26 protein-coding genes are annotated in these 25574 nt (G+C 70.0%); 5 read left to right on the top strand and 21 right to left on the bottom strand.

Translation table 11 applies throughout. The annotated features are described in order from the left end of the window. Nucleotides 1-151: 151 nt before the first annotated feature. The 3 genes from pyrH to rpsB all read right to left on the bottom strand — a co-directional run bounded on the left by pyrH (nucleotide 152) and on the right by rpsB (nucleotide 2950). On the bottom strand, nucleotides 152-925 hold the full coding sequence (pyrH, locus tag ACZ4Z1_RS33705) for a UMP kinase (RefSeq protein WP_030017377.1): 774 nt from the start codon (nucleotides 923-925) through the stop codon (nucleotides 152-154). Between the two features lie 176 nt (nucleotides 926-1101). After that, complete coding sequence (gene tsf / locus ACZ4Z1_RS33700) at nucleotides 1102-1938, bottom strand: translation elongation factor Ts (RefSeq protein ID WP_468490452.1); 837 nt, start codon at nucleotides 1936-1938, stop codon at nucleotides 1102-1104. A gap of 109 nt (nucleotides 1939-2047) precedes the next feature. Beyond that, a complete protein-coding gene (gene rpsB / locus ACZ4Z1_RS33695) occupies nucleotides 2048-2950 on the bottom strand; it encodes a 30S ribosomal protein S2 (protein ID WP_468490451.1) in 903 nt (300 codons plus the stop codon). 440 nt (nucleotides 2951-3390) lie between these two features. Between rpsB and ACZ4Z1_RS33690 the strand changes: the two genes are divergently transcribed. Beyond that, nucleotides 3391-4791: a M23 family metallopeptidase gene (locus ACZ4Z1_RS33690; protein ID WP_468490450.1), complete on the top strand. Its 1401-nt coding sequence runs from the start codon at nucleotides 3391-3393 to the stop codon at nucleotides 4789-4791. Here ACZ4Z1_RS33690 and ACZ4Z1_RS33685 read toward each other — a convergent pair. From ACZ4Z1_RS33685 to ACZ4Z1_RS33600, 18 genes are all read right to left on the bottom strand, one after another. After that, nucleotides 4745-5284 (bottom strand): TetR/AcrR family transcriptional regulator, encoded by a 540-nt coding sequence (locus tag ACZ4Z1_RS33685; RefSeq protein ID WP_468490499.1) that lies wholly within the window; start codon nucleotides 5282-5284, stop codon nucleotides 4745-4747. The two genes, ACZ4Z1_RS33690 and ACZ4Z1_RS33685, sit on opposite strands and share 47 nt — an antisense overlap. Before the next feature lie 1106 nt (nucleotides 5285-6390). Continuing rightward, a complete protein-coding gene (gene whiG, locus ACZ4Z1_RS33680; RefSeq protein ID WP_468490449.1) occupies nucleotides 6391-7227 on the bottom strand; it encodes an RNA polymerase sigma factor WhiG in 837 nt (278 codons plus the stop codon). A gap of 365 nt (nucleotides 7228-7592) precedes the next feature. Further along, on the bottom strand, nucleotides 7593-8756 hold the full coding sequence (gene dprA / locus ACZ4Z1_RS33675) for a DNA-processing protein DprA (protein ID WP_468490448.1): 1164 nt from the start codon (nucleotides 8754-8756) through the stop codon (nucleotides 7593-7595). Nucleotides 8757-9653: 897 nt separating this feature from the next. Continuing rightward, nucleotides 9654-11270 (bottom strand): YifB family Mg chelatase-like AAA ATPase, encoded by a 1617-nt coding sequence (locus tag ACZ4Z1_RS33670; RefSeq protein WP_468490447.1) that lies wholly within the window; start codon nucleotides 11268-11270, stop codon nucleotides 9654-9656. Nucleotide 11271: 1 nt separating this feature from the next. Further along, on the bottom strand, nucleotides 11272-11592 hold the full coding sequence (locus tag ACZ4Z1_RS33665; RefSeq protein WP_468490498.1) for a YraN family protein: 321 nt from the start codon (nucleotides 11590-11592) through the stop codon (nucleotides 11272-11274). Between the two features lie 528 nt (nucleotides 11593-12120). Continuing rightward, nucleotides 12121-12429: a DUF2469 domain-containing protein gene (locus tag ACZ4Z1_RS33660; protein ID WP_003980220.1), complete on the bottom strand. Its 309-nt coding sequence runs from the start codon at nucleotides 12427-12429 to the stop codon at nucleotides 12121-12123. A 38-nt stretch (nucleotides 12430-12467) separates the two neighbouring features. Beyond that, entirely contained in the window at nucleotides 12468-12956 is a 489-nt protein-coding gene (locus ACZ4Z1_RS33655) for an NUDIX hydrolase (protein WP_468490497.1), read from the bottom strand. Nucleotides 12957-13005: 49 nt separating this feature from the next. Then, complete coding sequence (gene lepB, locus ACZ4Z1_RS33650; protein ID WP_468490446.1) at nucleotides 13006-13734, bottom strand: signal peptidase I; 729 nt, start codon at nucleotides 13732-13734, stop codon at nucleotides 13006-13008. 331 nt (nucleotides 13735-14065) lie between these two features. Continuing rightward, a complete protein-coding gene (gene lepB / locus ACZ4Z1_RS33645) occupies nucleotides 14066-15070 on the bottom strand; it encodes a signal peptidase I (protein ID WP_468490496.1) in 1005 nt (334 codons plus the stop codon). Further along, a complete protein-coding gene (lepB, locus tag ACZ4Z1_RS33640; protein WP_468490495.1) occupies nucleotides 15012-16271 on the bottom strand; it encodes a signal peptidase I in 1260 nt (419 codons plus the stop codon). Before lepB (ACZ4Z1_RS33640) ends, lepB (ACZ4Z1_RS33645) begins: the two co-directional genes overlap by 59 nt. Then, entirely contained in the window at nucleotides 16264-16932 is a 669-nt protein-coding gene (lepB, locus tag ACZ4Z1_RS33635; protein ID WP_468490445.1) for a signal peptidase I, read from the bottom strand. The genes lepB (ACZ4Z1_RS33640) and lepB (ACZ4Z1_RS33635) overlap by 8 nt, the downstream gene beginning before the upstream one ends. 360 nt (nucleotides 16933-17292) lie before the next feature. Then, on the bottom strand, nucleotides 17293-17640 hold the full coding sequence (gene rplS, locus ACZ4Z1_RS33630; protein WP_003980226.1) for a 50S ribosomal protein L19: 348 nt from the start codon (nucleotides 17638-17640) through the stop codon (nucleotides 17293-17295). A gap of 132 nt (nucleotides 17641-17772) precedes the next feature. Next, a complete protein-coding gene (gene trmD, locus ACZ4Z1_RS33625) occupies nucleotides 17773-18582 on the bottom strand; it encodes a tRNA (guanosine(37)-N1)-methyltransferase TrmD (RefSeq protein WP_468490444.1) in 810 nt (269 codons plus the stop codon). After that, nucleotides 18582-19190, bottom strand: coding sequence for a ribosome maturation factor RimM (gene rimM, locus ACZ4Z1_RS33620; protein ID WP_468490443.1), 609 nt, complete (start codon nucleotides 19188-19190; stop codon nucleotides 18582-18584). The genes trmD and rimM overlap by 1 nt, the downstream gene beginning before the upstream one ends. A 195-nt stretch (nucleotides 19191-19385) precedes the next feature. Further along, entirely contained in the window at nucleotides 19386-19625 is a 240-nt protein-coding gene (locus ACZ4Z1_RS33615; RefSeq protein WP_003980229.1) for an RNA-binding protein, read from the bottom strand. 2 nt (nucleotides 19626-19627) lie between these two features. After that, the gene (gene rpsP / locus ACZ4Z1_RS33610; protein ID WP_030018410.1) at nucleotides 19628-20065 is read right to left on the bottom strand and encodes a 30S ribosomal protein S16; all 438 of its coding nucleotides are present in this window, start codon (nucleotides 20063-20065) and stop codon (nucleotides 19628-19630) included. Nucleotides 20066-20220: 155 nt separating this feature from the next. Then, nucleotides 20221-20811 carry a hypothetical protein gene (locus tag ACZ4Z1_RS33605; RefSeq protein ID WP_468490442.1) on the bottom strand — a complete coding sequence of 197 codons (591 nt, stop codon included), beginning with the start codon at nucleotides 20809-20811 and terminating at the stop codon, nucleotides 20221-20223. Between the two features lie 248 nt (nucleotides 20812-21059). Further along, nucleotides 21060-22307 (bottom strand): His/Gly/Thr/Pro-type tRNA ligase C-terminal domain-containing protein, encoded by a 1248-nt coding sequence (locus ACZ4Z1_RS33600; protein ID WP_468490441.1) that lies wholly within the window; start codon nucleotides 22305-22307, stop codon nucleotides 21060-21062. 219 nt (nucleotides 22308-22526) lie between these two features. Between ACZ4Z1_RS33600 and ACZ4Z1_RS33595 the strand changes: the two genes are divergently transcribed. The 4 genes from ACZ4Z1_RS33595 (at nucleotide 22527) to ACZ4Z1_RS33580 (ending at nucleotide 25522) form a co-directional block, all read left to right on the top strand. Beyond that, nucleotides 22527-23399 (top strand): methyltransferase domain-containing protein, encoded by an 873-nt coding sequence (locus tag ACZ4Z1_RS33595; protein WP_468490440.1) that lies wholly within the window; start codon nucleotides 22527-22529, stop codon nucleotides 23397-23399. 303 nt (nucleotides 23400-23702) lie between these two features. Then, nucleotides 23703-24650 carry a GntR family transcriptional regulator YhfZ gene (gene yhfZ / locus ACZ4Z1_RS33590; RefSeq protein WP_468490439.1) on the top strand — a complete coding sequence of 316 codons (948 nt, stop codon included), beginning with the start codon at nucleotides 23703-23705 and terminating at the stop codon, nucleotides 24648-24650. Between the two features lie 147 nt (nucleotides 24651-24797). Then, a complete protein-coding gene (locus tag ACZ4Z1_RS33585) occupies nucleotides 24798-25169 on the top strand; it encodes a PRD domain-containing protein (RefSeq protein WP_468490438.1) in 372 nt (123 codons plus the stop codon). Further along, nucleotides 25166-25522 carry a DUF2620 family protein gene (locus ACZ4Z1_RS33580; protein WP_468490437.1) on the top strand — a complete coding sequence of 119 codons (357 nt, stop codon included), beginning with the start codon at nucleotides 25166-25168 and terminating at the stop codon, nucleotides 25520-25522. The genes ACZ4Z1_RS33585 and ACZ4Z1_RS33580 overlap by 4 nt, the downstream gene beginning before the upstream one ends. Nucleotides 25523-25574 lie beyond the last annotated feature (52 nt).

Below are 25574 nucleotides of genomic sequence, written 5' to 3'. Positions count from 1 at the left end.
AGAAGCAGAGCCTCGCCCCTGCCGCGCGTCTTCTCCTGCACGGTGTCCGACCGGCAGGCCATTGTCCATCCCCGTGCCGAGGTCTTCCCACGGCACGGGGTTGCCGCCCGTACGGAGCCTTGCCCGTACGGCAATACGGCAGTTGGGGCCGTCAGGCCCGGGTGCCCTGATCGCTGACGAGCGTGCCGATCTTCTCACCCTTCACCGCGCGCGCGATGTTGCCCTCGGCGAGCAGCTCGAAGACGAGGATCGGAAGCTTGTTGTCACGGCAGAGCGTGATGGCGGTGGCGTCGGCGACCTTGAGGTCGCGGGTGATGACCTCGCCGTACTCCAGGGCGTCGAACTTCACCGCGTCCGGGAACTTCTTGGGGTCGGCGTCGTAGACCCCGTCCACCCCGTTCTTGCCCATCAGCATGGCCTCGGCGCCGACCTCCAGGGCGCGCTGGGCCGCGGTGGTGTCGGTGGAGAAGTACGGCATGCCCATGCCCGCCCCGAAGATGACCACGCGGCCCTTCTCCATGTGGCGCACGGCGCGCAGCGGAATGTACGGCTCCGCGACCTGTCCCATGGTGATGGCGGTCTGGACCCGGCAGTCGATGCCCTCCTTCTCCAGGAAGTCCTGGAGGGCCAGGCAGTTCATGACCGTGCCGAGCATGCCCATGTAGTCCGAGCGGGCGCGGTCCATGCCGCGCTGCTGCAGTTCGGCACCACGGAAGAAGTTGCCGCCGCCGATCACGATGGCGATCTCGTAGCCGTCGCGGACCACGGCTGCGATCTCGCGGGCGATGGCGTGCACGACATCGGGGTCGACGCCCAGTCCGCCGCCGCCGGCGAACGCTTCGCCCGACAGCTTCAGCAGGAAGCGTCCCTTCCCGTCACTGTCGGCTTTGTGGGCTGTGTCCGCGCCGTCGGCACCCTGATTCATCACGCTCTCCTCGTGCACATACGAAGAAGGCCATTGCCGGGGGTCTGGTTCAGATCCCTGTACGGCAATGGCCTCCTCGTCACATCTGCGGCCGGCCGGTACGCGGCCGACTGCGTACGACCCTAGCGGGGCCGCAGGTCATTCGCTGGCCTTGGCGACAAGGCTCACGGCTGGGCTCAGGCGCCGACGCGGATGCGCGCGAAGCGCTTCAGCGAGACACCGGCCTCTTCCAGGACCTTCTCGACGGACTTCTTGTTGTCCTTCGCGAAGGGCTGCGCCAGCAGCGTGTTCTCCTTGAAGAAGCCGTTGACGCGACCCTCGACGATCTTCGGGAGGGCGGCCTCGGGCTTGCCCTCCTCGCGCGAGGTGGCCTCGGCCACGCGACGCTCGTTCTCGACGACGTCGGCCGGAACGTCCTCACGGGTGAGGTACTTCGGCGCGAACGCGGCGATGTGCTGCGCGACGTCCTTGGCGGTCTCGGCGTTCTCCTTGTCCAGCTCGACCAGGACGCCGACCTGCGGCGGGAGGTCGGGCATGGTGCGGTGCATGTAGGCCGCGACGTAGCCACCGGAGAACTGCGCGAAGCGGTCCAGGACGATCTTCTCGCCGAGCGTGGCGTTGGCCTCGTCGACGTACGCCTGGACGGTCTTGCCGGCCTCGATCTCGGAGGCGAGCAGCGCCTCGATGTCGGCCGGGGAGGTCTTGGCGACATGCGCGGCCAGCGCGTTGGCGACGGCCAGGAACTTCTCGCCCTTGGCGACGAAGTCCGTCTCGCACTTCAGCTCGAGCAGGACACCGGAGGTCTTGTCCTCGGAGATGAGGGAGACGACGGCGCCGTTCTCGGCCGAACGGCTCTCGCGCTTGGCGACGCCCTTCTGGCCCTTGACGCGGAGGATCTCCACGGCCTTGTCGACGTTGCCCTCGGCCTCGTCCAGGGCCTTCTTGCAGTCCATCATGCCGGCGCCGGTCAGCTCACGGAGCTTCTTGACGTCCGCGGCGGTGTAGTTCGCCATGGTCTGTGAATCTCTTCTCGAAATCTCGACAGTCGAAAGATCTACGGGTGGACGGCGGGGGCAGCGCTCGTGGCGCTCTCCCCCGCCGTCGTCAACCGGTCGTGCGGCGTCAGGCCTGCTCGGCGGCCGGCTTCTCGGCCTCGGCGGCGGCAGGGGCCTCAGCGGCAGGCGCCTCGGCGGCGGGGGCCTCGGCGGGCTTGTCCTCGGCCTTGGCGGCGTCCTCGGAGTCGGCCTTCTTGTCGCCCTCGAGCAGGTCGCGCTCCCACTCGGCGAGCGGCTCGCCGGCCTTCTCGCCCGGCTTCTGGTCGCCGGTGGCGACGCCGGAGCGGGCGATGAGGCCCTCGGCGACGGCGTCGGCGATCACGCGGGTGAGGAGGGTGACGGAGCGGATCGCGTCGTCGTTACCCGGGATCTTGTAGTCGACCTCGTCCGGGTCGCAGTTCGTGTCGAGGATCGCCACGACCGGGATGTTGAGCTTGCGCGCCTCGCCGACGGCGATGTGCTCCTTCTTGGTGTCCACGATCCAGACGGCGCTGGGCACCTTCTGCATCTCGCGGATACCGCCGAGGGTCTTCTCCAGCTTGGCCTTCTCGCGAGAGAGGACCAGCAGCTCCTTCTTGGTGAGGCCGGAGGCGGCCACATCCTCGAAGTCGATCTGCTCGAGCTCCTTCAGGCGCTGCAGGCGCTTGTAGACGGTCGAGAAGTTGGTCAGCATGCCGCCGAGCCAGCGCTGGTTCACGTAGGGCATGCCCACGCGGGTCGCCTGCTCGGCAATGGCCTCCTGGGCCTGCTTCTTGGTGCCGACGAACATGACCGAGCCACCGTGGGCGACGGTCTCCTTGACGAACTCGTAGGCGCGGTCGATGTACGACAGCGACTGGAGCAGGTCGATGATGTAGATACCGTTGCGCTCCGTGAAGATGAAGCGCTTCATCTTCGGGTTCCAACGGCGGGTCTGGTGCCCGAAGTGGACGCCGCTCTCCAGCAGCTCCCGCATCGTGACGACGGCCATGGCCGTACTCCTCGTGTTACTCGGTTCCACTGCGGCCGGGCGGCCGCAGTGCCTGACGCCCCGGCGCGCTCTGCCGGGGAAGGAACCTTGCGGAGCCTTCCGAGGACCGAGGGGCGCGGCCACCGCGCTGCCCGAATGGGAACTGTTGCGCTGGTGGCGGGGCGTGCGAAGTCGACCCGGTGACCCGGATCGCCACAAGAAGTGTACGGGACCGCCGAAGGGACGGGCGACACGCTCCTTTCGGCCAGGGTTGGAGTGGGGTGGGGGTGGTGTGGGGGCGGGGTCGGAGGGGCGTGCGGGAGCGTTCCGGTGCCGGGATTTGAGGTCAGTGCCCGGATCCGAGGTATCGCACGGGTGACGCGGTTGTACACAACCCGCCGGTAATCCACCGATCCGGCTCAAGATCCCCAAGCCGCGGCCGGACAGGTCATCGTCGTGACATGCGACAACGAACTGTTTTCGAGACCGTACGCGCGGTAATCGACTGGCATCCGGGGCGGGCTTTACGTGCTGGACTTGCTGGACTTGCTGGACTTGCTGAACGGACTGCACGGACTGCACGGGCTGAGCGGGCTGAGCGGGCTGTGGGTACCAGCGATGGCTGCCGAGCTCGGGGGGCGCTTGGGGGGATCCGCCCGGTAGGTCCTGCCGATGCCGCACGTGGCGTGTGGGCCGTACCGGCCGGGCGTGACGTGTGGGCCGTACCGGCCGGGCGTGGCGTGCGGGCCGTACCGGCCGGGCGTGGCGTCCGGGCCATATGCGCTGGGCGTGGCGTGCACGCCGTGGGCGTCGCGCGTGCCGGGTGCGCCGGGCCTGCTCCCGAACGCGCCGACCGCGCTGGTCACGGCGGCCATGATTGCCATGGCGGTCGAGCCCGGTGGCCAATCCCTGCTTCGCCCGCTGCCCGTGTCCGGCCGGTGGCGGGCGTCCGGCGCACCACTCCCCCAGCCGTCCGCCTCCTGGCCCTCTGCGCGATGAGCACCGCGTCAGCCGTGCTGCTGGCCGGAGCCACAGCGGCCGGCGTGGCGTTCGCCGAGGAAGCTCCATCAGCCGGCTCCGCGAAGCTCGCGAGGTCACCGGAGCGTCATCTGCCTCCGCCGCCCGGCCGACCGCTCGCCACCGGCCCGGGCGTCCCCGCGCCGGCGACCACCGGCGACCGGGCCTGGCCGGTCACCGGACCGGCCGGCGCGCGGCCCACTGTCGCGCGCGGGTGGGAGCCCCCGCCCGCCCCCTGGGCGCCCGGCCATCGGGGGGTGGATCTCCTCGCGGCCAAGGACGCGACGGTACGAGCCGCTGCCCCCGGGCGCGTGCTCTTCGCCGGCCAGGTGGCGGGCCGAGGCGTCCTGTCGATCGAGGTCTCGGAGTCCGGCCACCCGCCGCTACGCACCACGTACGAACCGGTCCACCCGACGGTCCGCAAGGACGATCACGTCACCGCAGGCCAGCCGGTAGCCACGCTCGGCCCGGGCCCTTTCCACTGCTCCGGCCCGTGCCTGCACTGGGGCCTGCTCCGCGGCAAGACCTACTTGGACCCGCTGTCCCTGCTCCCCGCCGCGATGCTGCACCCGGTCCCGTCACGGCTGCTTCCGGTCATCGGCGTACCTGAGCCGAGTGGCGAACCAGGCCGCCGCGGCCAGCCGCGTTCACCTCAGTCACGACGTGCGGGGGCCGCTGGTCCGGGCCGGGCTCAGAAGCGGGCTCCGCCTTCTCCCGTACCTCCGAACGCCGACCAGCGGCGGCGCACGTCCACCCCACCCATTCGCCACCCACCGAAAAGGGGGACGGCTCGACCGATCAGCCTCTTACGCCGCCCAGAACCATGGCGACCGCGGCCTCCGTGATCTGCGTCGGGTCTTCCGCGGCCCCGAGCTCGATGCGGCGGACAGCGGCGTCGACGATTCCCTGAAGCAGCATGGCGGCGAGTCGCGGCTGCTCGTGACCGAGGCAGGCCAGGGCCTCCACGATCATCGCGATCAGTCCACCGTGCGCGGCACGGATCTTCTCCCGCGCGCCTGCGTCCAGCTCGCCTGCCGAGATCGCGACGACGGCCCGGTGACGGCGGTCGCCGACCAGCGCGAGCTGTTGGCGCACGTACGCCTCGATCTTGGCCTCGGGCGTCTCGACCCGCTCTATCGCCGCCTCGACCTCAGCCGCCCACACGGGGAAGTCGACAGCGCAGAGCTCTTCGACGACAGCCGCGCGGGAACGGAAGTACTCGTAGACGGAGGAGCGCGCGAGACCCGTTCGCTCAGCGAGGGCGGGGAAGGTCAACGCCTCGGTCCCGCCTTCGGACAGCAGGGTGCGGGCGGCGTCCAGAAGGGCGCCACGCTGCATCGTCCGGTGCTCGGCCACAGAGGCCGCTCGAATCCTGGGCACGTCACCACTCTACGGATGGCACGCCGGGCACGGCACTCCGCATCACGATGTGTCCATGCCGACACCCGAGAGAACGACAGCGAACGACGCCGAGAAGAGGAGGAAACCGCGGCAAGCCAATGACGGGAAGAACCGAGGCCAGACCGGCTCCAGGCGAACGTGTCGGTGGCGGCGGCCGTAGATCGACTGCGCAGGTGAACGCACCCGGCCGAAGCGAACACGTGGGCGAGGGACGAGGTGGCACGCGAGGCCAAGGTGTGGGCGCTCGTCGCGGGTGCCGCTGTGTGGGCGAGCGCTGACGCTGATGGTGGACCAGCGGCGGTTGCGCTACGGCTCAAGCACTCGCGACAGACCTGGTAATCCGCTGCGTCCTGACGGCGCGACGGAGCGCACTGCTCCCTCCGCGCCGAGTCAGGCCTGCGCCGACGCTGGGAGGGGGCGACCGGACTTGGCGCCCCGGGCTCACGAAAAGGCGGCCAGGACCACCACGATCTCTCGCGCAATCCCAGATGCGAACACCTCCGAGAAGCAGACTGCGCCTGGAACCGAGGCGGAGACCACACTGGCGGAGTGACGGAGGCGAGTGGCGGAGGCCGCGCCGGCGAAGGCGGAGACCACGCTGGCGGAGTGACGAAGGCGGGCGGCTGAGGCGGTAGGTGGCGGAGGCCGCAGCGGCAGAAGGCGGGTGGCGGAGCCCGTGGAGGCAGAGCGGCAGAGGCGGGCGTCGGAGGCGGTGGAGGTGGGTGGGCGGGGGGGAGGGGGAGAAGCCGGGAGAGCGAGCGCGAGTCACGGAAGGCCCGGACGGACCGGGACTCCGAGGAGGGACAAGAATGCACAAAAGGTCAATCGGCAGACCGCGGCGCAAAGCGAGCTCAGCGAGACGTGGACGTCAAGGCTGCACGTTCTCAGTCGCGAGCCCGTTCACCAGCACCCACGCGCACAGCCCGGCCCCGGCGGCCCCCTTCCCCTGCTCGCCATTGGCGACTGGCGACGAGAGCGCCCTCGTGCACGCGAAGGCGCGTCCTCGGGCACAGGACACCGGCGGGCCCATCCCCGCTCCCGGCTCACCGCCCCACGTCTGCCAGTTTGGCGCGGAGCTGGAGTACGGACTTGGTGTGGATCTGGCTGACCCGGCTCTCGGTGACCCCGAGGACGTTGCCGATTTCGGCGAGCGTGAGGCCCTCGTAGTAGTAGAGCGTGACGACGGTCTTCTCACGCTCGGGGAGCGTGTTGATGGCCCGGGCGAGCAGCCGCCGCAGCTCGCGGTCCTCGGCCACCTCGACCGGATTGTCGGCAGCCGGGTCCTCCAGGGTGTCCATGAGACTCAGCCGGTCGCCGCCCTCGCCACCGACGTGCAGCAGCTCCTCCAGGGCGACGACGTTGGCCAGGGACAATTGGCTGAAGACCCCGTGCAGTTCCTCCAGCGCGATGCCCATCTCCGAGGCCACCTCCGCTTCGGACGGGGTGCGCCGTAGCTGGGCCTCCAGCGTGGCGTACGCCCGCTCGACCGCCCTGGCCTTCTGCCGTACCGACCGCGGGATCCAGTCCAGTGCCCGCAGCTCGTCGATCATCGCGCCCCGGATGCGGGTGATGGCGTACGTCTCGAACTTGATCGACCGCTCGGGGTCGAACTTCTCGATGGCGTCGATGAGCCCGAAGACCCCGGAGGAGACGAAGTCGGCCTGCTCGACGTTGGGCGGCAGGCCGACGCTGACCCGGCCGGCAACGTACTTCACCAGGGGCGAGTAGTGCAGGATCAGCTGCTCACGCAGCCGTCCGTCGCCCGAAGCCTTGTAGGCGCGCCACAGCTCCTCCAACGAGGTGGGCGCGGTGGGGCGCACGCTACCGCGCGCGGCGGGGGGCGCGGCCGCGCGGTCGGATCCGGAGGTGTGCTGGGGCATTCGTTGCCTTGAGCCGTTCTGCCGAAACACTGGGAACACGTGCGTGAGGTTCAATTACTCGTGAGCGTAGCGTGACTGCAGTGTCGCGATGCGCGATGAAGGGTCGACCGGGAGTGCGCAGATACGTTCCGCTGCCCGCACCCCCGGGTTACAGGAGGCGACACCAATTCCACTCGCAGGGGGATGGAAGCGTCGTCACGGGCGCCCGGCGCACGCTCCGCCGTACGCGGCTTCACCACCGGCCGCCACGACAGCGGCCGAGACGCCCTGCCGCCGTCCAGCGACGGCGGGACCCTACGGGCTGAAGCGCGGCAAACCTGGATCCTGCGGTCATTCTCCTCACCTTTTCACCCGTTCGCCGCAGGTCAAGCACTGCCTCGCCGGGAACCCGTAGCGGCTGCCGAACGTCGCGCCAACCCCCAGACAGCACCACACCTTTGAACGAATCCCAGCGACTGCAGCTCGAAGAGCTTGCCCTGCGCGACTTCCTCTGCCGTGCCCGAGTCCCGCGCCAGCCGCCGCGAGTCCGCGCCACCCCGCGCGGGGACCGCTTCGAGCACCCGGGATGCCACCGGATCAAGAAGGTCACGTGCGAGAACCGGCCCGCGCTGTGCGGGAGCCAGGTCGCCGATACTGCCGACCAGCTCGATGACTTCGGCGGCATCGGTGACCACCATGGCCTCGCCGCGTAGAAGTTGGTGCACGCCGGCCGACAGTCCGCTGGTGACCGGCCCCGGCATCCCCATGGTGAACCGGCCCAGCTCCGTCGCCCGCCGAGCGGTGACCAGCGATCCGCTGCGCAGTTCGGCCTCCACCACCACCGTTCCGCGGGTGAGCGCCGCGATGACTCGGTTCCGCAGGATGAAACGACTGCGGGTCGGGTGATCACCCGGCGGCAACTCCGCGATCACGAGCCCCTGTTCCGCCAGCCGATGGATCAACTCGGTGTGCCCCCGCGGGTAGGCGTGGTCCACGCCGGAGGCCAGCACGGCGACGGAGGCTCCCTCTGCTGCCAGGGCACCCCGATGAGCCGCGCCGTCCACTCCGTAAGCAGCCCCGGACACGACCGTCCAGCCGCGGTCGGCCAGTCCTGCGCCGAGGGTTGCCGCCAAATGAGCGCCGTACTCGGTGCAGGCGCGAGCGCCGACAACCGCGACGGACCTCAAGGCCCACATGCGCAGGTTCGCACTCCCGCGCACCCATAGACCGATGGGCCTCCCGTCCCCCAGATCGTTCAATTGCTGCGGCCACTCGTCGTCTCCGGGGCAGATGAACCGGCCGCCGAGTGCGACGACGGCCGCAAGGTCGGCAGCTGATCTATCGACGTCTGTCCGGGCCGCTCGCAGGCGCAGGCTTTTGAACTTCTCCTTCGACACTCCGGGCGGCATGTCCCGCTCACCGAACAGAGCCTGTACGAGGTGAGCCGGTCTCGTCTGCCGCAGCCAACGCCCTACCGTCTCGTCACCGGGCTCCACGATGCGCGTCAATGCCGCGCGCGCTGTCCTCTCCTCCTCTCCCATCTCACTCATGTGCTGGCTCCCTGGCGCTTGTCACAGAAAAGCCCTTGGTCCCCCGCATGTCCCTCTCCTTCTCGTTCGTGCTTCCTCGGCAGTCGGGCAGCGCGGTGTAGCCGAAAGTGTTAGACGGGGCTCCAGGCACCGGCCTGTCAGACCGATGGCCGCGGCCGGCTCTCACGGCGCACCGCGTTTCAGCCGTTTGGCCCTACGGCTCAGGTCGCGGGCGTTCTCATTCGCCCGGGGTATGGCTGGGCCCCGGGCACAGTTCGGCTCTCTAGCCGCCGCCCGTTCGTATTACGCCGAACGGCGCTCGTATGTCTCCCTTCCCCTCCCCCACCCACCCGCCGCCTCCTCCCGTGCACGCCTTCGCCCGCGCGCATCTGCGCCCACCGCGTCCCCCTTCGCGCCCGCACCCACGTGCCTCCCCGTCGCCACACCAGCGCGCCGTCATGCCGCAACGCCGCAGGCCACGCTGTGCCGCCACACCGCGGACACCGGGCCGCACCCCCCTCGCCTCACCACGCCGCCTCGCCTCACCACGCCGCACCGCGATCGCGGGCACCGCGCCACTACGTCCCCTCCGCACGCAGCGCCCCTGCGCCTTGCACCACAACGGCGCCGCGGCCGTCGTACTGACGGCACCACGCCACGCCCTACCGCAGGGACGCCCCGTCGGCTCACAGTCCGACCAGCTGCGAGACACCGCCAGGCGCGGGTCACCATGGCCTACCGCGCCCGCCCCGCGCCCCCGCCCGGGCCGACCACGCCCTGCCGCTCCATCACACCTCACTCCAATCCACGCCCGACCGGCCCACCCGCCCCACACCTCCCTCCCCGTTCCACGCCCGACCGCCTAGGCCAAACCAGCATTTCCCCAGCTCAGCCCAGGCCCACTCTCTTCCCCCAACCTCACCTCACTCCCGTCGTGAGAGGCACACCCCGCCTGATGCCTGTACGTAGCTCCAAGGCCCAGTTGATGTCCTCGGACGTCGGACGGTCGTGGCCTGCGAGATCGGCTGAGGTCCAGGCGACCCTGAGTACGCGGTCCATGCCGCGGGCTGTCAGGAGGCCGGTTTCCAAGTCGCGTTCCGCTTGTGCCAGCGCTCCTGGTGCTACTTGCCAGCGCGTACGCAATTCGTGGCCCGGGACCTCGCTGTTTGTGCTCCATGGCGTGCCCACGAGGCGGGCGGCGGCGCGGTCGCGGGCGGCTCGTACCCGTTCAGCTACTTCGGCGGTGGTTTCGACGCCCTGGGCGAGCGACAGCAATTCGGAACGCGCGACGGGCTCCACCCCCACCCGCAGGTCGACGCGGTCCATCAGCGGACCCGACAACCGGGCGCGGTAGCGCCGGATGGTGGACGGGCGGCATTCGCAGCCGCCTCCGAGTGTGCCGTGGCGGCCGCACGGGCAGGGGTTGGCGGCCAGGGCGAGGAGGAACTTCGCCGGCATTCGCATCATTCCGGCGGCTCGTGCGACCACGACATATCCGGATTCCAGTGGTTGCCGTAGTGCGTCCAGTACACGGGCATTGCATTCAGCGGCTTCGTCGATGAACAGGACGCCGTGGTGGGCCAGCGACACGGCTCCCGGCCGGGGCAGGCCGCTGCCGCCGCCCACGAGCGAGGCCATCGTCGCGCTGTGGTGGGGAGCGCAGTACGGCGGACGGTCCACCAATGGCTGTCCCGGTGGCAGGGCGCCGGCCACCGAGTGCACCGCCGTCACCTCCAGGGACTCTTTGGGGGAGAGTCTGGGCAATAGGCCGGGCAAGCGTTCCGCCAGGAGGGTTTTCCCCGCTCCGGGAGGGCCCAGGAAGAAGATGTGATGGCGTCCGGCTGCCGCCACCTCCAGGGCTCTCCGTGCGCTGTGCTGTCCGGCGACCTCCGACAGGTCGGGCAGCCGGTCGCCGTGTACACGCTCGGCGTCGAGTCCGCTGCCCGGCACGGCGAGCCCCGCCAGCAGCGAATCCGGGCGTCCTTCGGCAACCGCACTGTCGTCCTCCTCTTCCGGCACCGGCTCGTCGGTGAGCACAGCGATCAGCTGTCGGAGGCTGCGTACGCCGAGGACAGAGACTCCCGGGACGAGAGATGCTTCGGCCACGGTCTTCTCCGGTACTACGACCTGGCGGTAGCCGGCGTCGGCCGCGGCCAGGACAGCCGGGAGGACCCCGCGTACCGGGCGGACGCGGCCGTCCAGCCCCAGCTCACCGATCATGACGAGATCGGACAGCTCGCGCGGATCGATCCGTTCCGCCGCGCCGAGCACCGCGCAAGCCACGGCGAGATCGAAACCACTGCCGCCCTTGGGAACGGAGGCCGGGCTGAGGCCGACGGTGAGCTTCTTCTGCGGCCATTCGCCGCCGGAGTTCACGACGGCTGCTCGCACCCTGTCCCGCGATTCGATCAGGCTCTTGTCAGGGAGGCCGACCAGCGCGAAGGCTGCCACTCCCGGTTCCAGGTCCGCCTGGACCTCGACGACCACGCCCTCGACCCCGACCAGCGCGACCGAGCACGTACGGGCGAATCCCATGTCAGGTCACCCCCCGCACGTGCTCAAGGAGCGGCGCGCCGCGTGAGGGCAGCAGCACTCCGACCACGTCGATGCGCACTCCGCCGGGCGGCGGGCCGCCGTGTTCCTCAAGCCAGCGTTCCGCCAGGCGAAGAAGGCGGGCGGCTTTCTCGGGCCGTACGGCTGCCATCGGGTGTTCGTACGAGCCGGCGCGGCGGGCCTTGACCTCGCAGAGCACCAGGGCATCGCCGTCGGCGGCCACGATGTCGACCTCGCCGTCCTGACATCGCCAGTTCCGGTCCAGGATGCGCATACCGACGGAGATCAGGTGCCGTGCCGCCAGGTCTTCCCCGTATCGTCCGAGTGCTCGTCGTGCACCGGTGACGGATGTTGCGGACGTGGCGGATGTTGCGGACGTGACGGATGCAACAGACGTGACAGGCGTAATGGGCATGCCGGGCGCGTCACCGGGAGCGGCGGTCTGTCCGGAGGGATTGCGGAGGCGGCGGGATCTGGCTCGCCGGGAGCCGCTTCGAGGCCCACCCCGGGGGACGGGCAGGCCGCTCCGGCTGCTGGTGATCGTTCGGCCGCCCCGGCGTTCCGCGCCCGGGTTCTCCTGAGGATCCTTCTCGCACGGCTCCGGCCGGCGATTCTTCTCGTTCGTGGCGTTCACTCGGCACCACCTCCGGCACCGACTGTGACGCTTCAGCCACCAACTGTTGGATCTTGGTGGACAACCGAGTGGTTGTGGACAACTTCGTCACTCGGCCCGGTGACCGGCGACAGCCCACGCCCCCGCGAGTCCAGCACCGGCCCCAGCGCACCTCGGCCCCGGTGCGGCACCTCGCTCGGCGCCCTCACCCCAGCGCCCTCAGCTCCCCGGAAGATCCAGATCGCTCTTGTTCAGCTCCTCGATGTTCACGTCCTTGAACGTCAACACTCTTACCTGCTTCACGAAGCGAGCCGGCCGGTACATGTCCCAGACCCAGGCATCGGCCATTGAGACCTCGAAGAAGACCTCACCCTGCACGGAGTGCACCTGCATCTCGTAGTCATTCGTGAGGTAGAAACGGCGCTCAGTCTCGATCACATACTTGAACAGCCCGACGACGTCGCGGTACTCCCGGTAGAGCTTCAGCTCCATCTCGGTCTCGTACTTTTCGAGGTCCTCGGCGCTCATGGCAGATCCCCTTCAGCCGTGCGTCCCCCTATTGTGCGTCAGGCGCTCTCGGTAGCCAGCAGCACCGGCGCGTCAGGGGGCCCTTCGTCGAGCAGCCTGCGCAGCAGCTCGGCGAATCCCGTCGGATACACCGTCTCATGCGACGCGGAAAGATCTTCCGAAGTCCACCACCTCAGTCCCGACACGCTGCGCCGCTCAAGATCTGTCTGCCCCGACATCGCGGTCGCAGTCCGGTCCGTACGGGCCAGGTAGTACCACTCGTCCTGGTCCCAGCGCCGACCGTCGAAGGGGAAGGAGCAGCACCGTTTCCACAGCAGCGGCCCCAGCCGTACGTCGGTGATGCCCGTCTCCTCGACCAGCTCCCTGTGTGCGGCCTCCTCGCGGGTCTCCGCGCCCTCCAGGCCACCGCCCGGCGTGAACCACCAGGTGCGGGTCGGATCGCCCGGTTCGTAGCCGTGCAGCAGCAGGACCCGGTCGTCCGGGTCCAGGAGCACCACCCGTGAGACCTGCCGCACCTCCACCGGCAGGTCGTGAAGCGCCTCACACGCCTCGTCCGTTGTGTCGGCACCCGTTCCGTCAGCCACTCCTGTGCCTCCTGCGTCGTGCCAGCGGCCCGTACGCCGCACCGCCGAGGATCATCACCGCTCCGGCGACGACCGCGATGACGATGACGCGTACCGGGCCGGGCTGCGACGTTCCGCCGGGCATCGCCGCAAAGCTCTCCGGCCGTTCCACCACACCCATGTTGCCGATCGGCCACGCCCTGGCGTCCACCCGCGCGTCCACGGCAGTGCGCGACACGGAGCCGTGGTCAGCGTCCTTGAGGTGCGTCCGGGAGTCCAGGGAGTCGTTGCGGTGATCGCCGAGGAGAAAGAGCTGGCCCACCGGTACCTTCGAGTTGAAGCCGGTCGGCGAGGCCGGGCCCGTGGCATGGAGATACGGTTCTTCGACGGGCTTGCCGTTGATCGTCAGCCGGCCGTCCTTGCTGCAGCAGGCGACCGTGTCGCCGCCCACTCCGACGACCCGCTTGATCATCGGCACATCGCCCCACACCGCGTCCCGGAAGACCACCACGTCACCGCGCCGTACCTCGGAGCCGTCCACCCGCTCGGCCAGTACCCGGTCCCCCACCCCGATCGTCGGGGCCATCGAGTCGGTCGGCACCGTATAGGGGCGGTAGGTCAGCGCTCCCCATACGAAGCCGCCCAGGAAGAGCACACAGCCGACGGCCACGACCAGACCGGACAGCACACTGCCCGTCGTCCGTCCGCGGCCGTCGCCCGTACGTGTCTTGCTGCTGCTCATCCCAGCGCTCCCGCCCCGCGAACGACCCGCGTCGAAGATCTGGGACGGCACCCTACCCGGGGGTACGTCCCCAGTCAGCACCATGAGCCGGGAGAACGGGACACGGCGTAGGTACGCACCTGGTGCTCATCGGGTGGGCATCTGACGTCGTCGGCCTACGGGCCACCGGACGGCGCGGCGGCCCGGACCTTCCGGCTCCCAGGCCTCCGACACCCGTACCCGCCGGGCCGCGTGCCCCGTACGTGCCCCGGCCCCGTGAGCATCCCGCCCCGTACGCGGCCCGACCCCCTACAGGGCGCGGCCCCGTACAGGTCCCCACGCCATCACCCGCTCAGTCCGACGCCCGCTCCACCGGCTGCGCGACCCGCGCGGCCCGCCTGCGGCGCCGCCACAGAACGACCGGTACCGCGCCCGCGAGGCCGAGGGCCGCCGGCGTCGCCGCCATGGCCTTGTTCAGCGCGGGCTGGTCGAAGGTGTCCGGCACCGACAGCCACGACCAGCGGTTGACCGGCCAGGCGATCGTGAAGGCGCGCCCCACGACCTGCTTGACCTCGACCGTGCCGTTGCCCTTGAGGTTGGTGTGGTAGCGCGAGTCGAGGGAGTCCTGGCGGTGGTCACCCATGACCCAGATGCTGCCCTTGGGGACCTTGATCGGTCCGAACGGCTTGTCGCCGCACGGCGTGTTGCCGGGGAAGAGGTACGAGTCCTCCTTCAGGGCGGTGCCGTTGACCTTGACCGGTCCGGTGCCCTGGCACTCCACGGTGTCGCCGCCGACGGCGATGACCCGCTTGATCAGGTCCTTCTCCTCGGCCGACGGCATCAGGCCGATGAAGCTGAGGACCTGCTGGATCGCGTTGGGCTCGGGGGTGGGCACCTCGTTCAGCCAGCCGCCCGGGTCGTGGAAGACGACGACCTCGCCACGTTCCGGTTCGGAGCCGAACCAGGGGGTGAGCTTGTCCACCAGCACCCGGTCCCCGCGCTGCAGGGTGTCCTGCATCGAGTCGGACGGGATGGAGAACGCCTGCACCAGGAATGTCTTGATGATCAGCGCGAGGACCAGCGCGATCCCGATGAGGATCGGCAGCTCTTTCCAGAAGGCACGCGGCTTCTTGCCCTTCTTCACGCTGCCGCTCTCCTCCTCGTCCACCGGCTGTTCCTTGTCCATCGACACGCCCGGGCCCGTCGGTCGCCCGGGGCCGGCCGGCTGTCCCGGGTCCGTCGCCCGCGCCGGGTCCGCCGGTCCTCCCGGTACTCCGGATGCGGCGGGCTGTGAGGACTCACCGTTTCCCGCCGGCTCTTCGGGCTCTTCGGTTCCGGACCGCGCGCCGACCGCCAAGTCCCCCACATCCACTCCTTACGCCACGCCACTGCCTGCCCGATAGCCGGTGCAGGCCCACCACTCCCATAACGAGCGGGAGTTCCGCAGGGGTCGGGAGTTCGGACAAACCGTCGGAGGACACACTATGCGGAGCCTGCCCCGCCGTCGCCCTCGCGCCCGGCGCGTCGCGCACGGTCGCATAGGTGTCAGGCTCCTCCAAGCGGCGCCAGTGTCCCACCGGCCAGGCGATGACCACGGCCCGGCCGACCACGCTGTCCACCGAGATCGTCCCACGGTACGGCTCGTCCAGGTGATACCGCGAATCCGCCGAATTGGAGCGGTGGTCGCCCATCACGAAGATCCGGCCGACCGGAACCTTGACTTCGAACGCGAACTGTGAGGGCGGATTGCCCGGATGTATGTACGGCTCATTCAGGGGCGTTCCGTTGACCGTGACATGCCCCTGCTTGTCGCAGCATTTGACGGTATCGCCCCCGACCCCCACCACTCGCTTGATCAGGTCCTGCTCGTCGGCCGACGGGAGCAGCCCGATGAAGGTCATGAACTCTTTTACCTGTTTGACCACGACCGGGTCGTCGGCGGGCTTGACCTGCTCGCCCTTGAGCCAGCCTCCGGGGTCCTTGAAGACAACCACGTCACCGCGCTCCGGTTCCGAACCGAACCAGGGGGTGAACTTGTCGACCAGGACGCGGTCTCCGATCCGGATGGTCTGCTCCATGGAGCCGGAGGGGATCACGAAGGCCTGGACGAGGAAGGTCTTGAGCACCAGCGCGATGGCCAGGGCCACACCGATGAGGATCGGTATCTCTTTGAGGTAGGAGCGACGCCTGCGACGTTTGATGCGGCGCGCCTGGCGCCGCCGTTCGGCGCGCCCTCCGGTGGCGGGCCTGATCGTCCGCGTACTGACGGGCGCGCTGCCGTCGGCTCTGGGGTCTTCGCCGTACGGCCCATTCCCGTGTCCCGAGCTTCCGTGCGACCCATCCCCATATACCGCGCTTTCGTGCGATCTGCCCCTGTACCCAGCGCTACCGTACGATCCGTCCCCATGTCCCGCGCTCTCATACGGGCTGCCCCCGTACCCTCCGTACGAGTCAGCCCCGTACGTACCTCCCCCGTAAGCCTCTTCCGCGTCCGCCTCACCCGCGCCCGCCCCTGCGACCCCCTGGTGCCCGCGCCTGGGCCGCCCTCGGTTACCCATGGCTGCCTGCCGCGCCCGGTATGCCGTCGAAGCCACGCGGACGGTGCAGGGCCGTCCAGTGGCCCACCGGCCAGGCGATCCAGTCGGCGCGGCCGATCACCTTGCCGACCGGGACGGTGCCGCCGCCCGGTTCGCCGAGGTGGTCCCGTGAGTCACGTGATCTGCCGCGGTGGTCTCCCATGACCCACAGCTTCCCCTCCGGCACCACGATGTCGAACGTGTCGGAGGAGGGTGCGTCCCCCGGAAACAGGTAGCCCTCGTCCACCGGCTCGCCGTTCACCTTGATCCGCCCCCGTTTGTCGCAGCAGGTCACCCGGTCGCCGCCGACGCCGATCACGCGCTTGATGTAGTCGGTGGCCGGGGGCTCGGCCAGCCCCAGCGCCGCGCCCGCTCCCCTGATCAGTCCCGTCACCGGGTTCTCGCTCGGTTCGCTCTGCAGGAACGAACCGGTGCCGTCGAAGACGATCACGTCGCCCCGGCGTGGTGCGCCGCCGAAGCGGTACGCCAGCTTGTTGACCAGCACCCGGTCACCGATCCGCAGGGTGTTCTCCATGGAGGAGCTGGGGATCAGGAACGGCTGGACGACGAAGGCGCTGAGCAGCAGGACGAAGGCCAGGCAGGTCGCGAGCAGCAGGACAGGGCGGTGCCACAGGGCGGACACGCCTGCTCCCAGCCAGGACCCGAACCGCCGGAGGCGGGACGGCTGCCGCCGCGGTGTCGCCTCTTGGGACCGCGCGCACTGGTCCTGGAGGTCATCCGGTCCCTTTGGTGCTTCCGGGGACCGTAGGCTCCGCTCCGCCCGCTCCACAGGCCCGAACTCCTCGGTCCCGACCTGCTCAGGTCCGAGCCGCTCGGCTTCCGCCTCTGCCCCGGAGGGGACCCGCCCGGAAAAACACGCGGAGCGCGACCCCTGCTCCGGCCCCTGCTCGGGGGCGGGAGAGCGGTCGCGCTCCGAAAGCTGTGCGTCGGTGTCCATCGGACCCTGAGCCTATCCGGCCGGTCCAGGACGCCGGACGTCTGTTCAGCTGTCGCGCTTCTCCTTGATCTTCGCGGCCTTGCCGCGCAGCTCACGGAGGTAGTACAGCTTGGCGCGACGCACGTCACCGCGGGTCACCAGCTCGATCTTCTCGACGATCGGGGTGTGCACGGGGAAGGTGCGCTCGACGCCGACGGAGAAGCTGACCTTGCGGACCGTGAAGGTCTCGCGGACGCCCGCGCCCTGGCGGCGGATGACGACGCCCTTGAACTGCTGCACACGGGAGCGGTTGCCCTCGATGACGCGCACGTGGACGTTGACGGTGTCACCCGGGCGGAAGGCCGGGATGTCGCTGCGCAGCGACGCGGAGTCGACGGAGTCGAGAAGGTTCATGACCCACTGCTTTCTTCGCTGATGCCACAGGTCATCAACGGAACTGGAGAATTGCGTTGAGGTTGCCGTTCCGTCGGGCGGGCGTCGTTCCCCCTGTGGCAGGGGCGCGCGCCGGACGCACACAGCAGCGGCCTATTCTTCCACGCCGTCGCTCGTACGCCCAAATCGACCGTCCGTTCCCTCGGCCCATCCGAGGATCGAGAGGGTCTCGCGGTCCTTTTTGTCGAAGGCGGCCGGGTCGGCGCGCTCGATCAGGTCGGGGCGGTTGCGGTCGGTACGGCGGAACGCCTCGTCCCGGCGCCAACGGGCGATCTTGCCGTGGTGGCCGCTGAGCAGCACCTCGGGGATGCCGCGGCCGCGCCACTCGGGAGGCTTCGTGTAGACGGGCCCCTCCAGAAGGTCCGCCATCGCACCGGGGGCGAAGGAGTCGTCCTGGTGGGAAGCCGAGTTGCCCAGCACGCCGGGCAGCAGCCGCGCGATGGCCTCGACCATCACCAGGACGGGAGCCTCGCCGCCGGCCAGGACGTAGTCGCCGATGGAGACCTCGCGTACGTCCACGCGGTCGCCGTACTCCTCGATGACGCGGCGGTCGATGCCCTCGTACCGGGCCGGTGTGAAGATCAGCCAGGGCTTCTCGGAGAGCTCCACGGCGAGCTGCTGGGTGAAGGGCCTGCCGCTCGGCGTGGGGACGACGATGACCGGGTCGCCCTCCTGGGAGGCGAGGACCGAGTCCAGCGCCTCACCCCACGGCTCGGGCTTCATGACCATGCCGGGGCCGCCGCCGTACGGCGTGTCATCGACGGTGTTGTGCTTGTCGTGGGTCCATTCCCGCAGGTCGTGGATGCGTACGTCCAGCTGCCCGCGGGCCCGGGCCTTGCCGACCAGGGAGACGTTCAGCGGTTCCAGGTACTCCGGGAAGATCGTGACGACGTCGAGCCGCATTACGCGTCCTCGCCCGCGTCACGAACCGGGGCAGCACCCTCGACCTTCGGAGACGCGGCCTCACCGGACGCGTCGCGGGCGGAGGCCACCTCGGCCTGGCTGTCGTCGAGCAGGCCGGGCGGCGGGTCGACGACCGCCTTCTGCTCGGCCAGATCGATCTCCGGCACGATCTCGGAGACGAACGGGATCATGATCTCGCTGCCGTCCGGGCGGCGGACGATCAGCAGGTCCTGGTAGGGCAGGTGGGAGATCTCGGTGACGCGGCCGACCTCGGTGCCGTCGCGGGTGACCACGTCGAGGTCGATGAGCTGGTGATCGTAGAACTCCTCGGGGTCCTCGGGGACCTCTTCGGGGTCGACCTCCGCGATCAGCAGCGTGTTGCGCAGCGCTTCGGCGCCCGTACGGTCCCGGACGCCCTCGAAGCGCAGCAGCAGGCGTCCGCTGTGCACCCGGCCTGTCTCGATGGTCAGCGGGCCGACGGCGGGCGGGTCCGTGGCCAGTACGGCGCCGGGTGCGAGCCGCAGCTCCGGCTCGTCGGTACGCACCTCGACGGTGACCTCGCCCTTGATGCCGTGGGCGCGGCCGATCCGCGCGACTACCAGCTGCACAGTGCCCCTCTTCGCGGCCGGCCGCCCGCCGCTCTCGGCGGTGGCGGTCCTCGCCTCGTGTTTCGTTAATCGGTGATAACGGTCATGCGTGCATCGTCGCAGATGCCTACGACAACGGGCCGGGGCGAGCCGTAGCCCGCCCCGGCCCGTGCCGGTACTGCCTGGTCCGGGGAGTACCCGGTGCCCCGGTTCTGCTCAGCGGACCTGGTCCACGTCGACGAGGTCGACCCGGATGCCACGGCCGCCGATGGCGCCTACGACCGTCCGCAGGGCACGCGCGGTGCGGCCGTTGCGGCCGATCACCTTCCCGAGGTCGTCGGGGTGGACCCGGACCTCCAGAACGCGCCCGCGACGCAGGGTGCGCGAGGCGACCTGCACGTCGTCGGGGTTGTCGACGATGCCCTTTACGAGGTGCTCGAGGGCCTCCTCGAGCATGATCAGGACTCGGTCGACTCGGAGGTGGACTCGGCCTCGGCCTCGTCCGCCTTCTTGTCAGCCTTCTTCGCCTTCGGGGTGATCGCCTCACCCTTCGGCTCGTCGCCGTCCTTGGCCAGAGCCTCGAACAGGGCGCTCTTGTCGGCCTTCGGCTCGGCGACCTTCATCGGCGCCGGGGCGGGCAGGCCCTTGAACTTCTGCCAGTCGCCGGTGACCTTGAGGATGGCCATGACGGGCTCGGTCGGCTGCGCGCCGACACCCAGCCAGTACTGGACACGCTCGGAGTCGACCTCGATGCGCGACGGGTTCTGTACCGGGTGGTACAGGCCGATCTCCTCGATGGCCCGGCCGTCACGGCGGGTGCGGGAGTCGGCGATGATGATGCGGTAGTGAGGCGCGCGGATCTTGCCCAGACGCTTCAGCTTGATCTTGACTGCCACGGGAGTGGTGTCTCCTGGTCTTGACGTGGTTGGGCACAACGGGATGCCACGTGGGGTTGCGGTACTCGGGTGCCCGATGGACGCGCCAGCCGGAGGAGAGAGGGGTCCTGTGCGACTGTCGAGTACAGCTGACCATTGTGCCACACCACTCCAGGTCAGCCGACCGCGGCCACCTCGGGGATCTGGAACGGCTTGCCGCAGCCGCCGCAGACGATGGGCGCCTGGGCCAGCACGGACGGAACAACCCGGACATTCCTGCCGCAATCACAGACAGCCTTGACGCGCACACCACCACCGGACGAGCCGTGCCGGGCGGCCGGGCCCCGGAAGCTGCGGGCACTGTCGGTCGTGGTCGCGGCGGAGTGCGCCTTGAGGGCTCTGGCGAGTCGCTCGATGGTGGGGCGGTAGCGCCTTCTGGCCTCGGGGTTGAGTGTGACCAGCGAGAAGCCGCTGCTCGGGTGCGGCTCGTCGACGTGGTCGAGGCCCAACTCCTCGGCGATCGCGAGGAATCGACGGTTGTGGTAGCGGCCGGCGCGCGAGGTGTCGCGGACGCCGCGGGCGGCGGCGATGCCGTGGACTGCCTCGTGCAGCAGCCGTTCGAAGGAGAGCTCGGCCCCACAGGCGGACGAGGACTCTCCGATCAGGGACTCGGGCGCGGCCAGGTCCGGCAGCTCGGGGTGGTGCCGTTGAATGTCGGCCCACGCGAGCGCCAGCTCGGCGGCGAGAACAGGCGGTGTCGTGCTCACGTCGTGACAACGAGCCGGGCCCGCCCAGTGTTCCGATTACGGGGCATCTCAAATAATTTGCACGTACCGGTCAGTTTGTGGTCATGGGTTTCGAGGACGGCGTGTGCGCAGAACTGCGGAGAAGGCGCGCGTCGGGTGGCAAGCCGGGGCGTACCCGCGCGTACGCCCCGGCGCGTAAGAGATGGGTACGCGCCGGGGCAACCGTTGCCCTTGAGTCACGACGTGACACCGGTGGAGCCCGGTGGGGCTCAGTAGGAGCGCGCGACGACCGCGATGCTACCGGGGGCGTCGTCCGCGTCGGGCACCGACCCGTCCTCGGCCACCAGACACCGTACGGTCACCGACCGCTCGGCGAGCCGGGCCTCCCCCTCCGAACCGAGCACCGCCCCCGGGATGCGGACCCAGCCGCCCGCGGTCGCCGCCTCGACGGCCTCCCCCAGGGACGTCACGTCCGAGGTGCGCGTCTGCCGGCGTTCACGGGACCGCCGCAGGAGCAGCGCCTGGTCCTCCTCCAGGAGCGCGGGGAGAAGAGAGGCGAGCACGTCGACCCGGACCGGCTGCTTGCCTCCGAGGGTGCGGCGGACCAGCATCGCGGTGCCATTCTCCAGATCACGCGGGCCGACCTCGACCCGCAGCGGCACGCCCGTCAGTTCCCAGTCCACCGCGCGGCGCCCGAAGGGGATGTCCGTGCGCTCGTCGACCTGGACGCGTACGCCCGCGGCCCTCAGCGCGTCGCCGATCCGCCGGCCCTCGGCCAGTACGCCGTCGTCGCCCTTGACCGCCAGGACTTCGGCCTGGACCGGGGCCGGCCGGGGCGGCACACGCAGGCCGTGATCGTCGCCGTGCGCCATGACCAGCGCGCCGATCATGCGGGTGGTACTGCCCCAGGAGGTCTGCCAGACCAGTTCCTGCTTGCCTTCCTTGGAGAGGTACCGCGTGTCGAAGGCGCGCGCGAAGTTCTGGCCGAGTTCGTGGCTGGCGCCCATCTGCAGGGCCTTGCCGTCGCCCATCATCGCTTCGAGGGTGAGGGTGTTGACGGCCCCGGCGAAGCGTTCCGCCGGGGTCTTGCGCCCGGCCACCGCATCGACGGCCAGGACGTCGGCGTAGACGTCGCGGTAGCTCTGCACCCACTTGGAGAAGTGCTCGTTGACGATGGACTGGGAGGTGAGCCTGATGACGGCCGGCTCCTCCAGTTCCTTGCCGCCACCATGGGTGACCACCGCCAGTTCCGGCGCGAAGCCCTCGACGTGCCCGGCCTCCCTGGTCAGGTACGACTGCGGGATGAGGAGCGGAAAGTAGGCGTTCCGGGCACCGGTCTCCTTGATGCGCGCGCCCATCTCCCGCCGCATCCGTTCCCAGAGCCCATATCCGTACGGCCGGATGGCCATGGTGCCGCGCACCGGCCCGTTGTCGGCCAGCTCGGCCTTGCTGACCAGATCCTGGTACCAGCGGGGAAAGTCGTCCGCCTGGGGCGTGAGAACGGGGGCCTTCGTCATGGCGCGCATGGTTGGGGCGCGACACCCGGCGTCGGCAAACGGAATTGCACCCCGGCGCACCGAGGGGCGCGCGGGAGACAACCCCGGCGCACCCCTGGACTCCGGGCCGGATGGGGGGTTGTCTGGAATGCGGGGGCGCACGACGCGAACACAGGGGCGGGACACGGGGGAGATCGACCACTGACAGCTTCGGGTTCTCGGCGGATTGGGGCGCTTTCGATGACACCCACGCTCGTACGGCATCACCTCCGGCAGTCCGGCTCGCCCGGTTCTCACGGCCCTTCCGCGCCGGCCGACTCCTGTGGGCGCGCCCGCGACTGGGCCGAGATCCAGGAACGGATGCTGGTGCCGCTGTACGAGGCCGTGTACGACCGGGTGGGCGTCGGGCCACACACCCGGCTGCTGGGCCTGGGCTGCGGTTCCGGGCTCGCGCTGCTGATCGCGGCGGCCCGCGGCGCGCAGGTCTGCGGCGTGGACGCGGACGAAGAACGGCTGGGCCTCGCGCGGGAACGACTGACTCCCGACCACGCACGCGAGGCCCGGGACGGTGTGGCCAGCGACACGATGCTGGCGTGCGGCGGTCCTGAGCGGGCGGTCGCTCCGGAGGGCACGTTCAACCTGGTGACGGCCTTTCACCCAGTGGGCTGCGTCAGCAGCATCGAGGGGCTGACGGCTTCACTGGCGACGGCCGCTGGACTCGCGGAGCGCGGCAGCCCTGTGGTGCTGGGCGGCTGGGGGCCGGTGGAGCGGTGCGCCACGGCGAGTGTGCTGCGGGTGGCCCAGCGGCTGGCGGACCCGTTGCGTACGACGGGCGGTTGGCGGCCCAGCGGCCGGGACGACCTTGAGGACCTGGCCGACCGCGCAGGGCTGGGGCCCGACGGGTCGGGGCGTGTGGCCTGCCCGTTCGGATACGGCGACCTGCCGAGCGCGGTGCGCGGGCTGCTGTCCACGGGCCTGTTCGACGCGGCACTGGAGGTCACCGAACCGGCGCAGGTGGAGAAGGAACTCAGCGAGGCGCTGCACCCGCACCAGCGTCCGGACGGCACGGTCTGGATGGCGAACGTGTTCCGCTATCTCATCGCCCGCACGTGATTTTTTCCGACCGTTCGCTGCTTCGGCCCTCCGCTCTTCCACTGCCTCGATCCCCTGCTCCTTTGTCCCATCCGGCGCCCTGACCGCCGGCTCCGATCGTTCACCACCCGGCTTGCTCCGGGGCGCTGTCACTGCGGTGCGCGCCTGGGCCGGGTGCCGATCAGCAACTGGATCGGGCAATCGCCCGTTTCGCATTCCACCCGCCGCTCGCCGGAGCCGGGCGCGCGCGTCAACGTCGAGGCTCCAGGTGTTCACCCGTGCGAGGTATACCCAATATCCAGAATTCTGTTTACTGTCGTTTCCATGAACAGCATCGACGAACGGTTCCTGACCCGCAACGGACACGCCGCCCGGCGGCTCTCCGCCCTTCTGATCAACCGGCCCACCGAGGGCGACGCCGCGCGACTCCCCCGGGTCCGCGACCTCGCCTCGGAGCTCGGAGTGGGCAACGGGACGGTGCAGGCGGCGCTCCAGTTGCTGGAGGAGTCGGGCGCGATAGAGACCGTGGCGCGCGGGCATCTCGGCACCTTCCTGGTGCGCGCGGACCGCACCATACTGTGGCGCCTCGCCGGGCTGGGCACCGTCCTCGCCGCGATGCCGCTGCCCCACTCGCGCCGTTACGAAGGCCTGGCCACCGGGCTGCGGACCGCCTTCGAGGAGGCCGGCGCACCGTTCGCGATCACCTTCATGCGCGGTTCCGCCTCGCGGGTGTCCGCCCTGCTGGACGGCAAGGTCGATCTGGCGGTGCTGTCCCGCTTCGCGGCCGACCGGCTGATGGAGCGGCATCCCGTCGACCTGATCGCCGACCTGGGGCCGGCCACCTACGCCGGCGAGCACGGGCTGCTGCTACGGCACGGGGCCCAACTCGACACCGACGGCCTGCGGGTAGCCGTGGATCCCACGTCGGAGGACCAACGTGCCCTGGCTGAGCGGGCATTCGCCGACCGACAGGACGTCACCTGGCTGGAGAGCTCGTTCATACGGCTCCACGACCTGTTCGCACACGACCGGGCCGACGCCACCGTATGGAGCCTCGACGAGGTGCAGGGGCAGCTGGGTGACGAGGTGGAGGTGCTGCCGCTCGGTGACGGGGACTCCGACGATCTGTCGCTGCGCAATTCCAGTGCGGCACTGATAGCCCGCAGAGAGGGCAGCGAAGCGCTGGCAGCAGTGAGCGGGGCGCTCGATCTGGAAGCCGTCACGAGCCTGCAGGCCGAGGTGCTGCGAGGGGAGCGCGTTCCTTCCTACTGAGCCGGGTGTGGCGGCCGGCGAAGGGCGGCGAGTTGGAGCGCCGCTCCGAACGTGTCATCGGGAGTGCTGTGCGCAGGCCCTCCTCCGAGGCTTCACGTGTATGCGCAAGACACCAGTTTTCGTCTACCGACGACCAGGGGGACGGGCATGGACACTCTGCTCGCGCAACGGATCCGGATCTTCGTGGAGAGCGGTCAGGTGCAGTCCGGGATCGCCGAGTTCGTACGGGCCGAACTGGACGCGCTGGCCGCCGAAGGGTGCGTGGTCACCGAGGAGTCCGCGGGGATGCTCACCAGCCATCTGCTGATGGCGCTGACCCGGTTGCAGAACGGCGAGCCGGTCGAGGAGTTCCGCGCCGACGACATAGCGGCCGCCGAACTGGCCGACCACCCGCAGGCCGCCCGGCGGGCCCGCGCCGTCTCCGTACGGGCCGAGAGCGCCCTCGGCTCTCCGCTCCCCGCGTCCGAGATCAGCTTCCTGGCGATGCATTTCGCCCTCCTGAGAAGGGACACATCATGACGATCATCCTGACCGGCGGTGTCGGCAAGGCCAAGGTCACGGACATGGTGAAGCGGCTGGCGCTGGACGGCGTCGAGGTCGTGGTCAGCAACGACATGGACGCGGCCGCTCGACTGCGGGCCGGCCGGGCGGACTACTTCCTCGGCACCTGCCAGACCGGGGCCGGGGCGTCGCTGGGCGTGCTGGTCGGGCTCATGGGCTCCGCCGTCTGCCACACCTTCGGCCGTTCGGTCCCGTCGGAGGGCGAGATCGACGCCCTGCTGGACCAGGGCAAGAAGGTGTTCGGTTTCGCCGTGGACCAGATCGACGTGATCACGCCCGCGCTGGCAGGAGCCATAGCCGCCCGTAACTGACCCGTGCCGGGCCCGCGACCGGGCCCGATGCCCCGGCCCCCGTGGGCCGTGC

It is taken from the genome of Streptomyces sp. NPDC030165, from assembly GCF_055573595.1.
This window is presented reverse-complemented; position numbering and strand designations above follow the sequence as displayed.